General features: G+C 46.0%; 15 protein-coding genes and 1 riboswitch. Of the genes, 14 read left to right on the top strand and 1 reads right to left on the bottom strand.

Annotated elements, in window-relative coordinates; all coding sequences use genetic code 11:
- Positions 1 to 162, bottom strand: coding sequence for a transposase (locus PP175_RS30135; protein WP_442870396.1), 162 nt, complete (start codon positions 160 to 162; stop codon positions 1 to 3).
- 13 nt (positions 163 to 175) lie between these two features.
- A riboswitch (cyclic di-GMP riboswitch) is annotated at positions 176 to 259 on the bottom strand.
- A 119-nt stretch (positions 260 to 378) separates the two neighbouring features.
- On the opposite strand from PP175_RS30135, the gene PP175_RS21385 reads away from it, so the two are divergent.
- The 14 genes from PP175_RS21385 (at position 379) to PP175_RS21320 (ending at position 12,342) form a co-directional block, all read left to right on the top strand.
- Positions 379 to 1,395, top strand: a complete 1,017-nt coding sequence (locus PP175_RS21385) for a phage protease (RefSeq protein ID WP_272440243.1) — start codon at positions 379 to 381, stop codon at positions 1,393 to 1,395.
- Between the two features lie 14 nt (positions 1,396 to 1,409).
- On the top strand, positions 1,410 to 1,778 hold the full coding sequence (locus tag PP175_RS21380; RefSeq protein ID WP_272440242.1) for a head decoration protein: 369 nt from the start codon (positions 1,410 to 1,412) through the stop codon (positions 1,776 to 1,778).
- A gap of 30 nt (positions 1,779 to 1,808) precedes the next feature.
- Positions 1,809 to 2,825 (top strand): major capsid protein, encoded by a 1,017-nt coding sequence (locus PP175_RS21375; RefSeq protein WP_272440241.1) that lies wholly within the window; start codon positions 1,809 to 1,811, stop codon positions 2,823 to 2,825.
- A 10-nt stretch (positions 2,826 to 2,835) separates the two neighbouring features.
- The gene (locus PP175_RS21370) at positions 2,836 to 3,261 is read left to right on the top strand and encodes a phage protein Gp36 family protein (protein ID WP_272440240.1); all 426 of its coding nucleotides are present in this window, start codon (positions 2,836 to 2,838) and stop codon (positions 3,259 to 3,261) included.
- Positions 3,258 to 3,851, top strand: coding sequence for a phage virion morphogenesis protein (locus PP175_RS21365; RefSeq protein WP_272440239.1), 594 nt, complete (start codon positions 3,258 to 3,260; stop codon positions 3,849 to 3,851). Before PP175_RS21370 ends, PP175_RS21365 begins: the two co-directional genes overlap by 4 nt.
- 5 nt (positions 3,852 to 3,856) lie before the next feature.
- Complete coding sequence (locus PP175_RS21360; protein WP_272440238.1) at positions 3,857 to 4,321, top strand: hypothetical protein; 465 nt, start codon at positions 3,857 to 3,859, stop codon at positions 4,319 to 4,321.
- 6 nt (positions 4,322 to 4,327) lie between these two features.
- Positions 4,328 to 5,743 carry a phage tail sheath C-terminal domain-containing protein gene (locus tag PP175_RS21355; protein ID WP_272440237.1) on the top strand — a complete coding sequence of 472 codons (1,416 nt, stop codon included), beginning with the start codon at positions 4,328 to 4,330 and terminating at the stop codon, positions 5,741 to 5,743.
- Between the two features lie 11 nt (positions 5,744 to 5,754).
- Entirely contained in the window at positions 5,755 to 6,042 is a 288-nt protein-coding gene (locus tag PP175_RS21350) for a DUF362 domain-containing protein (RefSeq protein ID WP_272440236.1), read from the top strand.
- A complete protein-coding gene (locus tag PP175_RS21345; RefSeq protein ID WP_272440235.1) occupies positions 6,014 to 6,445 on the top strand; it encodes a hypothetical protein in 432 nt (143 codons plus the stop codon). The genes PP175_RS21350 and PP175_RS21345 overlap by 29 nt, the downstream gene beginning before the upstream one ends.
- Before the next feature lie 42 nt (positions 6,446 to 6,487).
- Positions 6,488 to 6,883, top strand: coding sequence for a hypothetical protein (locus tag PP175_RS21340; RefSeq protein WP_272440234.1), 396 nt, complete (start codon positions 6,488 to 6,490; stop codon positions 6,881 to 6,883).
- A 167-nt stretch (positions 6,884 to 7,050) separates the two neighbouring features.
- Entirely contained in the window at positions 7,051 to 10,365 is a 3,315-nt protein-coding gene (locus PP175_RS21335; RefSeq protein WP_272440233.1) for a phage tail tape measure protein, read from the top strand.
- Between the two features lie 5 nt (positions 10,366 to 10,370).
- A complete protein-coding gene (locus PP175_RS21330) occupies positions 10,371 to 10,688 on the top strand; it encodes a thioredoxin domain-containing protein (RefSeq protein WP_272440232.1) in 318 nt (105 codons plus the stop codon).
- Between the two features lie 10 nt (positions 10,689 to 10,698).
- The gene (locus tag PP175_RS21325; RefSeq protein ID WP_272440231.1) at positions 10,699 to 11,274 is read left to right on the top strand and encodes a LysM peptidoglycan-binding domain-containing protein; all 576 of its coding nucleotides are present in this window, start codon (positions 10,699 to 10,701) and stop codon (positions 11,272 to 11,274) included.
- A gap of 12 nt (positions 11,275 to 11,286) precedes the next feature.
- Positions 11,287 to 12,342 (top strand): phage late control D family protein, encoded by a 1,056-nt coding sequence (locus PP175_RS21320; protein ID WP_272440230.1) that lies wholly within the window; start codon positions 11,287 to 11,289, stop codon positions 12,340 to 12,342.
- Positions 12,343 to 12,352 lie beyond the last annotated feature (10 nt).

Below are 12,352 nucleotides of genomic sequence, written 5' to 3'. Positions count from 1 at the left end.
TTAATTATAAGAACTGAATTTGCCTTCTTTATACTCTTTTACCCAGCGATAGATTATAAAGCTGTTTAGCTGGTGTTTTCTTGCTACAGAGCTGGGTTTAGTCTCAAGCGCTTGCCTTATGATCTCGCGTTTAAACTCAACTGTATAGTGTTTTTTATGCATAGAAAGAACCCCTTTCGATAGTCCGGCCATCATAGTTGCGAACCTTAGATCCGTGACTTTGTGTCCTCACCTTTCGATGAGTTTACCTTTTCGATGGTTAAAATTTCATAGAAAAATATAACAAAAGAATGTTAATACAATGTAAATAGTGAAAAAGCTTATTTATTCGCAAAATTAACTCATCACTTTATATTACCCAGAAGGGAGGTGAATGAATTGGGAGTCTTAAAAATACCGTTCTTCCGTTTGGGAGAGTGGAAACACCCGGTATACGGAAAGCTTGAAGGAACGCAGCAAATGTTCTCGCAGATGATAGATAACTTCCGTCAGAATAAGCTTGGCCGTCCGCCATATGTGCGAATCGGCCATGACAAGGGCAATGAAACAACCTTTGGCGGAGTGGAAGCCCTTGGCTGGGTGCAGGACCTTGTAGAAGAGGATGGAGTGCTATATGGTCTTGCTGATCCAACCACACCACAGGCGGAAGAGTTTGTACGCGATAAGCGGTATCGTTTTGCTAGTGCTGAATACAACTCGAACTACACCGATAAAGAGACCGGGCTTTCTATTGGCCCTGTACTTACTGCAATTTCACTCACAAATGAACCGTTTTTAACCAGGCTGCCAGAAGCTGTTGTGCTATCTGAGCAGCCTGATTTATTTATCATGGATTATCAACTTGCGGATCCACCGCAAAAGAAGGAGGATGAGCCAAAAATGGGCGATGAAAGCAAAGGAATTTTAACAAAGCTGTCTGATATGTTTGCGGGATTTATGAAAAAGACGGAGGAAGTACAAACTGCGACCCAGACGCAGCTTGCGGAAGTGAACAAGCGTATGGAAGAGCAAGTGAAGTTGGCCCAACAACAGGCGTCTTTTTTTGAAACACAAGCCAAAGAGGCAGAGGCCAAACGTTTGCTGGCTGAAACAGACAAAGCAGCTGCAGATATGGTTGCGCAGGGAATACCTCCGGTGATGGTGGAGCAATGGAAACAACTTGCGTTTTCCGATCAAGGTAAAGCAATGGTGAAGCTTGCTGATAACAAGGAAGTCAGCACGGCTGAAAGCATGAAGCAAATGTTGCTGGCTATGCCAAAAGAAAGCCGTATTCCAATGGGCCAAGCCGGTTCACAAAGCACTGTCACTGAAGCAGAGAAGGTAGCTCTGGCAGCCCGTGAAGACATTATGGCGCTTGGCGGCAAAGTCTCAGAAGACGGTAAATTCATCATTTAAGGAGGAATTAACCAATGCCTAATACACCAGGTAGTTCAGATATTTATTCTTACCAGCGGAAAGAGATACGTGCCGTCCTTAAAGAGGACGTGCGATTGGGGATCACTATAGCCCCAACAGCTGCAGCCATTGATGTCGGCACAGTTTTAGGACTGGTGACAGCAAGTAATCACTATGTTCCCTATAACAATACGAATACCGATGGAAGTGAAGTGGCGCGTGTAATTCTCGCAGAACCGGTTGAAGCTTCTACAGGAACCCAAAACGTATCGGCCTTTGTTGAAGGTGTTTTCTATAAAGATCGATTAATCGGCCTGGATCCAGACGCGATCACAGACCTCAAAGCCCGCGAACCGATTCCAAATATTTTACTCATGTCTTAATCGTTTATAAAAAAAGGAGCGTGAAATTACGTGACATTACAATTTCCGACTACACAAGAGATTACCCACATTGTCCGAAACCGGGTTGTAGACCCTTCGATGTTTATTGGGCGTCAATTTTGCCCAATTGTTCCCGAGTATGTGCTGGATATTCAGTATGATGTGCTTTATCCATCCTTCGGTATGACTAAGCCGCATCAAATCGGTACCGAGCCGAGTACCATTAACGTGCCGGTAATGGATACGAAGCGTTTTGGTACGGCTTATTGGAAGGAAACATACCGCATTAATGAGCAGGAACTCCTGTATGCACGCCAAGCGGGATCCTACAACCAGCGTGCAGGGCGCGACCTTGTAGCTCAGCGCTCAATTCACATGGATACACGGCTGGAAACACGCCTGGAGTGGTTAACATGGCAGGCTGTAATCAACGGAACCCTAAACATTGACGATAATGGTGTGCAATACGCTGTGGATTATAAGATTCCTGACAGCAACAAGAAAGACATTAGTGCGGTGACAGGGCAAAAATGGAGTGATACCAAGAACTCCGACCCGATCGCGGACATTAACGACTGGATTCTGCTTTACAGGGGAACCGGGGCCAAGCCGCGCAAAGCGTATTTCAACGCATCGGTGGCAAAACTTCTGAGCACCAATGCCAACTTCCGTGAGCTACTGAAACGTTATAACGTACAGTTAACTGGCCTGTCTAATGTGGCCGAAGGTTTGAAAATCCTTATTCCGAACCTTGAATTTGAAATGTACGACGAGGGATACCTGGATGAGAGCAAGAACTTCCAGCTGTTTATCCCGGATAATCAATTTATCATCATTGGTGATTACCCGGGTGAAAAAATGATGGACTTCGTTTCAACAATCACACTCCACAATGGTGGTGTAGGAAATCCACAGCCAGGTAAATTTGCGTTGATTGAGGATAAATCACAGGCGGAGAAAAACCCACACCTTGACTTAACGGTTGGTATCTATGGCCTGCCTCGCATGTTCCATCCGAACTGGATTGTAACGGCGAAAGTAGCGTAGGTGAAGTGGGATGTACTGCCTACCAGCTGATGTAGAAGTGCTGAGTGAATTGTTTAGGGATGAAAATGATGATTACTTTACCTGGGCGATTAAAAAGGCGACTGATTTCATGGATAGTCGCCTGTCGCGACGGTATGTTACTCCCATTACGGCCCCTATTCCAGGAGTAATAGCAGTTGTATGCGCGGATTTAGCAGGCAGCTATATTTTAGATAAGTATACCGGCGAGCGGTCCAAGGAGCAGACCTATTATGGTGATTTACTCTTTAAGCGTGCTGTTAACACCATGGAAAGAATTATGGATAATGGGGAATTGGATTTTAATGTTCCCCTGTCCGCAGGTAAAGGGTCATCTAGCTATCGTCCGGCTGTTCGTTCAACCAACTATGGACAAAAAAGTTTGATAGATGAAGCCCTTGGAAGGTGGAACCATTGAATCTTCGTATTGTAGTTGAAGGCTTAACGGCTGTGCAGCTGCAGCTGGAGGAAATGGCTAGGCGTGGAATGAATATGCGTCCAGTGATGGGTGTTATCGGCCATATTATGCAGCAAAGTATTATGAAAAACTTTGAGCATCAGGGTAGGCCGGGGTGGAAACGACTTAGTTCTTTTACCCAAATGATTTATGAAGGCCAGGCAATAGATAAAGCCCGAAGCACGAAAGCTTGGCAGAAAGCTGGGGCAAAAGGGAAACAGGGGATTGAAAATAGAAAGATCGCAAGGGATGTAAGCGGGGGGAAGATTTTACAACGCTCGGGTGATTTGAAAAAGAGCATCACGGTTGGCAATGTCACCAATTCATCTGTAGAAGTCGGTTCGCCTCTGGTATATGCGAGAATACACCAAATAGGTGGCACAGTACGGCCCAAACGTTTTGATGCGCTATACATTCCTACGAGTAGGGGATATATACGTAAGATGCAGTCTGTGATACCTGCACGACCTTATCTGATGCTGCAAAATGAGGATCAAACATTTATCCTGCGGGCAGTTCAAGCCTACATGATTGGGGGTGATCAGGCATAGAAATCGTGGATCTTATTTATGATCACTTGAAGTCAGACCCAGCTTTTTCGGAAGTGAAGGACTGGAATAAAGCGAACGGGTTTATTTCGCTGAAAGATTCCGGGATTAGTCTGGGTATTCCCAAAGAAAAGTATGAATCTCTGAACCGTGATGAAGATACGAACAATACAACGGTAATGATTGTCTGCTGGCTTAAAAATAAGGATCAGGCAATCGGAGAGAAGTTAATCCGACAGCTGGCAAAAGAGATTCGCTTATCTCTGGGAAGTGACGATGGAAGGCTCCTTAATGGCGGTGTAATAGGCGGGTTTGTGAGTGAAATCAACTATTTAACAACCGAAGCACAAAACAGCTTACTTCTTCATCTTGCGGAAATCACATACGAAGTTGAGTATTACGAAAGCCGTATGCGCCCCGAACAGGCCAATACGGTTCTTTCTATTAGCAATGACATTGATATAGAGAGGTGATAGTAAGTGACACTAGATTATATCGTTCCTCGCGTAGGAATCGACGAATCAAACACAGGACCACGGCCTACGCCGGGTGTAAGTCTATCAAAGATTAGTATCGTCGGCGCTTTTCCAAAAGGTCCGGTAAACCAGCGCATTTCAGTCGGTTCTGCCGAGCAAGCGGCGTCCTTAATTGGTGAATATGACCCAGCTTTTAGTGGCTGGCTTTCCTTACAAGGATCCCTCAACCAAGGTGCTGCAGATTTCGACGTGGTACGTGTTGGCGGAACCGGAATAGCAACAGCAAAATTGACGCTGAAAGACGCAACGGGGGCTGACAGTGTAACCTATACGGCCAGTTCTCCTGGTAAGTGGGCCAACGGAACGGAATCAACGGGCATTAAGATTGCTGTAGTCAGCGGCACGTCAAATGGAACCGTAAAACTAGTTGTGATTTCAGGAGGTCAAAGTCGTTCCTATGACAACATTGATTTAACCAATGTAGATGGACTGAAAGATGGCCAAGATGGTGTATTTACACCACCCGGCCCGCCCCCCCTCCCTTCCCCCCTTTCTTCCCCCCCCCCCCCCCGGGGGTGGTTGAACCACCCCCCCGACGTTGACATCCTTAGTTCCATCGGGTCTGATGGGAGTCGAACAGGAGTGAGGATCGTTGAGCCGTGTAACACGTCCCTCGTGTTGGCGGCTCAACAGTCAAGTGCCGCCGTTCAAGCGGCCCTGCAGACTCATGCGGCTAACGCTGGACTTGAGGAAGGCCTGCGGATGGTAATTATTAATCCGGCGAAGGGGACAGCTCCTAATGATGCGGTTTCTTCAGTTGCAACCATGGACACCATGCGCGCCATTATGCCGTATCCTTGGCTAGAACCTCAGGAATACCAAGGAAACTATGTGGCTCCAGATGGGTATCTGGCGGGTCGCCTTGCAACACTGGCGGCTCATAACAGCCCAAGTAATAAAGAAATTACCGGTATTCTTTCCACTGAACGGCTTCTGACAGGGGCTGAATTGAAAACATTAACCACAGGGCGCATCATGCCGATTACCCCGGTTAACGGCCGTGGCTTCCGAATCCGTAATGGGGTCACACTTTCGAGTGATCCAGCGTGGAACCAGGTTAACATCCGTCGCATCTTTGACAAGATCGAAATGCAGGTGTACAGCGGCACACAGTGGGCCATCTCGGAAGATAATACTCCTGCTTTATGGGCAGCTATTGCGGATCAAATTGATATTATGCTCGCTATTATGAAAAGCAATGGTGAAATCTACGATTTTAAGCCAACCATTTGCGATTCGACTACCAACACACCCGAGCTGGTGCAGGCGCGCATTTGTAAATCAAAAATCCGTGTTCGCCCGATTTATGCGGCTGATTTTATCGACCATGGCATTACCCGCTTAGTCGGGAATGAATAGTAGGTGACCAAATGATTACAATTGGAGAACTTTGTACCGGATGCTGGGCATGTCTTGATTCTTGCCCGGTTTCTGTTTTGGTAGCAGATGGAGCAAAGGTCAAAGTTGAAGGAAATTGCATCGACTGCGGGCTTTGTATTCCAACATGCCCGATTAATGTAATTAGCATGGCACCGGTTGAAAAGGAAACAGTGACTGCTGGAAAGGTAGAGCCAGTGCCTCTAGGTATTATTAGCAAAGCAGTAGATCAGGTGAAGGAGGAGAAGCCGAATGAGCCAACAACCAATTCAGGGGTATGATGTTTCCGTTACTCTTGTCGGTCCAAACGGGCCGGAGCTCGTTGGAGAATTTCAGGAGTGCGACATCAATATTAAAAACGATACAGAGACCTACCTAGAGATGAATGAACGTATCTCTATGATTCTAGATGGTGAGATTACGATTGATGGCAAGCTGAAAAAGGGTTGGATTAACATGGACATTGTTCAGCGTGTTTATGGAACGCCTAGCATGCAACGTGGGGTGAAAATTCCTCAACAGCCTCGTTTCACCATGACAACATTGGTTGATGCACCTCAAAAGGGTTTAAACGGCCAAATTAAATTATTAAACGTAATCATTCCAGAACTAAGTCTGACAATGAAATCTGGTAAAGCTGTCGTCGATAGTGACTTTACGTATAAAGCCGAAGGTATTGCTTAATCTCAAAAACTAAAATCTACTAACTTTGGAGGATGAATAAACATGGCAGATCAAAAAGTATACGGACCACTCACATTACCATCTGGAGCAGAAGTTTATTTTCGACGCCCTACCGGATTAGACCGAGCAAACGTAATGGACGCCATTGAGATTAATGATGAGCAGTTTACCAAAGGCTCAATCCAAGTAGAGAACGGTATTCGAGCAAAATGTCTGGTGAAAGTGAACGGTGCGGATCCGGATGTAAACTTTAAAAATGTATTTAATGCCTGGGATGATGGAGACGTTCAATTTTATACAGAAGTTTTTGTTCAGATGTTTGGTATGACTGATGAAAAACGCTCATCTGCCAAGCAAGCTGCAGCTTTTTTGCTGGGGAGCTCGACCTCTACCGATTTATCCAACTCGACGGCCGGATCGACTACGACTGCTGGTTAACGCTTCCTGAGCAGCAAAAGGAAGCGATATGGGAATCATTCGAGTGGTTGTGTGAGGAAGAAGCAAAGCAGATAGAAAACGCGAAGGACGCCAATTGAGCGTCCTTTGTTTGTTTGAGCATTCATGTTCTGAGTGCTGAAGCAAGCAGTGGAGAAAGGAGGGACAGTATGGCAAGAGATTTTACCGTTTCACTTGTGCTACAGGCGAGGAATAATATGTCTCCATCGATTCGCCAGGCTGTTAACGATATAAGAGGTCTGAGAGATTCTACACGTAGTATGAGCAGTGAGATGGGAGGAAATAGCCCTTTTAAATCATGGCAGCAAGATATAAAAGAGGCTGGAAGTTTGCTGAAACAAGCATTTGCCGGTGTCGGCTTGGCATGGACCGGAAAAGAAATGCTCGGAGGCCTTTCAGAGCTGGCTAAAAAAGCAGGCGAAGTTCAGATGCAAATGGTCCAACTCAGCAGTGTGTATGGCTTAAATATTGATGATTCTAAACTGCAGGAGATTACAAAAACTGCACAGACGCTTTCCCAGCAAACTTTGTTTTCGCAGAAAGAAACATTGGGAATCGGGGTTGAACTGGCTCATGCCGGTATTTCGCGTCAAGCACTCCCTAAAGTAATGAAAGAATCTACCTACCTGGCAGAAGTAGAGGTAGGGATGGGGAAATCCTCATCGGCGAATCAAACGGCTTATAACTTTGCGAGGATGGCTGAGGACGCACGAATAACGAATAGCGAAGCTAGAATGGCTAAGTTTGCAGATACCATGAGCCGAGTCATTAGTGTTACCCACGCTTCTTCTGAATCGCTGGGTGAAACATTTAAATATTCCATGCCGGTAGTGAAAAACTTAGGGTGGAATGAAAATGATTTGCTAATGGCATCCGGTTTGGCGGCGCGCGCCGGTATGGAAGGGTCAATGGCCGGTACCCATATCAAAGATTTTGCGGAACGGATTAATCCCTACAAGTACCTAAATACTAAAGGTGGTCAAAAACAGTTAGGGGCCATGTATGAGGCGGGACTAATCGATAATGTTACTTTTGCAAAAGATAAAAAAGGTAAGTTAACCAACAATATTATTGGTTTTGGTAGTGCTGCCCTTCTTAAAAATCACGATCAACTTAAATCGTATGAAAGTATGATTCCAATACTGTCCCAAAAGCATGATGCCTACATAAAAAAGGGGCATGGCGAACTGGAATGGGCGGCTTTAATGAATAAAATTTACGGTGAACAAGGGCAAGATTTTGCTATTATTTCGTCTCATAAAGACATGTTTGAGAAGTTAAAACAGCAAATGAATGTTCAAAAGAGTCTCCATCAGCAAATTGCAATGATTCGCGGAACCTTTGTTGGTCAATCCCATATTGCACAATCTCAGCTTCAAACATTAGGGTTGCAGTTAGGTCAACCACTCATGCAGTGGGCAACACCGGCGCTAAAGACATTCACAGATGGTCTTTCGAAACTAATAAATGTTCTTCAAAACCACCCTGCCATTGCAAAATTCGCAGCGGCAACTGCTGGTGTCGTGGCCGGATTAGTGACCCTGACAGGAGTAGCTTTAAGTGTAGTAGCAAGCATTAAAGCCATTAAGTTGGCAGCTAAACTACTTAATCCAGTATCCTTGTTCAAAAGGCAGCCAGCTTCATCGGGTGGGCAGCGTGGCGTCAGACAGATGACTCGCAACCGTTTGACAAGCATGTCAGTAAATGCGGCTCGTGTTTATGTTAATGGTCCTGTATCTAGTGCGGTTGGCGCAAATAGGGGGAGAAACGTTGGTGGATCCGGACGCCGTGGTGCTGCTCAGCGTGAACCTATTACTTATCGTGAAAGGCGTCGTTTTACCGTGAGCCGTCCTCCTGAACCTCCACAAAGACGAACTCTTGCACAGCGTATCTTTCGAAGGAGGTCGGCTGTTCCCACCACAGGACTCGAGGCAAGGCAAATATCACGAGTTGCTAGAGCCGGAAGAGTTGCTGGTGTAGCAGGTGCAGTAGTAGGGGCTGGTATGACTGCTTACGGTGCCTACCAGGATTATAAACAAGGAGGATGGAAGCAAGCCATTTCCAACAATGGCGCGGCTGCCACGCTGGGTCTTATTGGCGGCGGAGTGGGCTTGCTCGGTGGACCGGTTGTATCAGCCCTCGCTGGCATGGCAGGTCAATATATTGGCTCCATGATTGACCAGAGTGGATTTACTAAGAAAATAGTAGACTCCATATCTGGCTGGTGGACCAAAGGGAGCAAAGATACCAAAGACGCTTCAAAGGACATGACACAAGTCCGCTTATCCACTGGACAAACTGCATCCTTCACCAAACAACAAGTGGTACAGCTGGCACAACAGTTTCACATGTCCACCGAACAAACCAAAGCGGCAATGAACCAGGTTTCACAAATATCTTCCCAGGGTAATGCATGGGGAACAAAGATGATATCCGGCATGACAAGTGGCGTTTTGGCAGGCCTTCCAGCATTTGAAGCAGCTTTGAGAAAGATGCAGGAAGCGGCGAATATTCACATTCAAATGCCAAGTTTCTCTACTTCGGACCCTGCATTAAATACACCAGCTCCTATGGCAGCATCAGCGTTTTATCATGGCGTGACGAACAAACCAACCGGTCCTTCTTACTTTCCAAAGATGCCGCGAATGAATGCCAACGGGAATATTCTTGGGTCTCATGGCGGCATTATTAACTCTGCTCATTGGGTTAGTCCTTATGATATTGCTGGGGAAGCCGGACCTGAGGCCGTGATTCCCCTGTCTTCAGGTCGCCGTTCTAGAGGGATCCAATTATGGCAGCAGGCCGGCCATTACTTAGGTGCCTTTAATAGCAAAGTCAATTACCACGCAAATGGTGCTATATTACGAGCAAGCGGACTGGGAAGCACAACGCTTATTGGCAGACAGACGGAGGGTTACACGAATCAACAGCAATATGACTGGAAAGACACCGTTTCCGGTCTTGTAGATGCCGCAAAAGAAGTGAGCGAATACGTGGGGCATGCTTCTTATGCCATGCTGAAAAGAGCCTCCATGCCTGTTGCAATCACCAGTGAGTTCATGGATATTGCGCAAGCCGGTAATAAGGCGAAAGCTGCGCTGGAATCCGTGTTCAGTCTTGGTGGTGCCCTGGCAGGAGCTCGGTATGGCGCTTCTCTTGGATCTAAATTTGCTCCTAATCCCATTTTAGGAACGGCTGTTGGAAGTATTCTAGGTGGAACAATCGGAGGAATAGCCGGTCGACTTGGCACACGGACAGCTGCTTCTGCTGCTATGAAACCGAAGGCAGCAAACAAGCAATTCGTTCCACGTGCACAGGCTGTTCACCATGACAACCGGAAGATTTCAATTGCGATTCACCCCACCAACGCCAAGGAAGCGGAAGAAGGCGTAGAAAAGGCGCTTATGCTTTCTCCCAAATATATTGCTTCCAGAGGTAAGAAAAAAGCTGCATGGGAGTTTTGATAAAAATGAGTACATTCCCTCAAGCAGGAATCCTTACGTCGCTTAATGTTGATTCAGCAGAAGCGAAGGTAGCGATTCCTCTTTTTAATTTTGAAACGGACTGGTGCCCGATAAGTACCCACTTGCTTTACCAAACAGATGTGGAGTTGAGTAATGTAACGCTTCAGAACGTTCAAATTGGTACGGTCAGTAGTGAATCCGGCACTATTGAGAGTTTAAAAGCCGAAAAAATCAAATTTAGTACGCTAAAAGTCGGTGATGAAGTCTTGCTGACCTTCTTAAACGGCGACATTCACCGGCCAATAGTAGTGGCTCGATTGTGAGGTGAAATAGATGGCTTCTGTTGTCTGCAAAGTTGGTATTTTCGTGTTTCCTCTGTCTCCAGAGCGTGAAATAGACATCAATGATAGTCGGGAAGTGGCCAAGCTGGATATTCCGGGCGCTCCCCCTAAGTACCAGGACATGGGCAAAGGGGAGAAAACCATTAGCTGGGACGGCGCGTTGGTGGGGGATAGCGCGATGGCTTATGCTACGGGGATCCAATTGGAGATGCACAAAGGGACTCGGCTCCATTTTACCTATGGTCCGTTAAACACAATGGTTCGAATTAAAAACTTTGACAAAAAAGTCCGGCGTTTTGATTACATCCGCTACTCCATTCAGTTGGTTGAGGATTTAATGGATCCTGTACAGCATACGGCGGGAACGGCGAATAATGTGATTAAGCCTAAAACGCCAACAGCTGTTAAAAAGGCCATTACTAAACCAAAAACGGTTCAGATTAAACAAGGAGAAACCCTTTCCTTGCTTGCTAAACGGTATCATACCACCTGGCAGACCCTCGCAAAGTTAAACGGCATCGTAAATCCTCGTAAAATACCGACAGGAAAGATTATAAAGCTGCCATAGTGAGGTGAAAAAATGAGTTATGAGAATCCAAGGGCCATTGTGGAAGTGGCTGGGGTTGATGTGCGTTGGTCAGAGCTGCAGACATTGCAGGTTGAAAATAATCTTTATATGGCAGCAGATTCCTTTGAAGCCACTTTCGACAACAGTGCAATGCTTTCGGATTGGTTTCGAAAAGAGCACGAAGTAAAAATTTATCTAGGATACGTTAAGGATCCGAATCAGTGGAGCAAAACAGAACTGACCCATGTGTTCACCGGTAAAGTGGATGGGGTTAAACCGAATTTTGGCAACCCAAATGTCGTTCAGTTAGTAGGGCGAGACTATGCTTCACGAATGATAGATACGCAGAACACAATGGCATTCAAAAATCAAAAGTCCGGTCAGGTAGCACAATATTTCGCGAAGAAGTATGGCCTTAAATTCGTTGGCCAGATGGGCGAGGCAGATTTAGATCAACAGCTGATCGTAGATAAAAAAGAATGGGATGTCCTACAGGCGCTCGCAGATCGCGAGGGCTTTATTTGTTATGTGGATAAAAACAAAAATCTTTATTTCGGCCCTCGTCAGGTCAGTGATGAAACATCTGTTGCAACATTTAGCCGGGTTGCTGGTCGGATTAATTGCAAGATTGATTATGATGACAGTTCTGTGGGGGTCATCACGAAAGTTACGGTGAAGCACTGGTTAAAGAAAAAGCTTATTCAGGCAAGCTCTGAAAACAAGGCATTGTCTAAGAGTCTAGGCCAGGTTAAGGAGCGCGTTGTTTACGATTCCAAAGCAAAGACGCCGGCGGCTGCGAAGAATATAGCGGATCAGAGACTAAAAGAATGGAGTCGCGACGTGGTGACCGCTAATGTCACCAGTGTTATGATCCCGGAGCTCATTGCAGAGAAAAAAGTTACTACCGAGGGTACAGGACGGTTTAACGGTCTTTATTACATTGACCATGTGACGCATAACATTTCAAAATCCGGAGCGACATCAGAAACCGAAATTACAAATCTGCGGCCGGACACCGCGGAGCAGTACCGCCAGGATCTATACAACACAAATGCTAAAACAATGTGAGGTGAATAGA

The sequence above is a fragment of the Aneurinibacillus sp. Ricciae_BoGa-3 genome (genome assembly GCF_028421645.1).
Classification (GTDB): Bacteria; Bacillota; Bacilli; order Aneurinibacillales; family Aneurinibacillaceae; genus Aneurinibacillus_B.
Note: the sequence above shows the minus strand (reverse complement) of the source record. Positions and strands in the feature narration are given on the sequence as shown.

Coding starts and splice junctions, on each gene's coding strand:
- PP175_RS30135 (WP_442870396.1), bottom strand. CDS start 162: ATGCATAAAAAACACTATACAGTTGAGTTTAAACGCGAGATCATAAGG.
- PP175_RS21380 (WP_272440242.1), top strand. CDS start 1,410: ATGCCTAATACACCAGGTAGTTCAGATATTTATTCTTACCAGCGGAAA.
- PP175_RS21370 (WP_272440240.1), top strand. CDS start 2,836: ATGTACTGCCTACCAGCTGATGTAGAAGTGCTGAGTGAATTGTTTAGG.
- PP175_RS21350 (WP_272440236.1), top strand. CDS start 5,755: ATGATTACAATTGGAGAACTTTGTACCGGATGCTGGGCATGTCTTGAT.
- PP175_RS21345 (WP_272440235.1), top strand. CDS start 6,014: ATGAGCCAACAACCAATTCAGGGGTATGATGTTTCCGTTACTCTTGTC.
- PP175_RS21340 (WP_272440234.1), top strand. CDS start 6,488: ATGGCAGATCAAAAAGTATACGGACCACTCACATTACCATCTGGAGCA.
- PP175_RS21335 (WP_272440233.1), top strand. CDS start 7,051: ATGGCAAGAGATTTTACCGTTTCACTTGTGCTACAGGCGAGGAATAAT.
- PP175_RS21330 (WP_272440232.1), top strand. CDS start 10,371: ATGAGTACATTCCCTCAAGCAGGAATCCTTACGTCGCTTAATGTTGAT.
- PP175_RS21325 (WP_272440231.1), top strand. CDS start 10,699: ATGGCTTCTGTTGTCTGCAAAGTTGGTATTTTCGTGTTTCCTCTGTCT.
- PP175_RS21320 (WP_272440230.1), top strand. CDS start 11,287: ATGAGTTATGAGAATCCAAGGGCCATTGTGGAAGTGGCTGGGGTTGAT.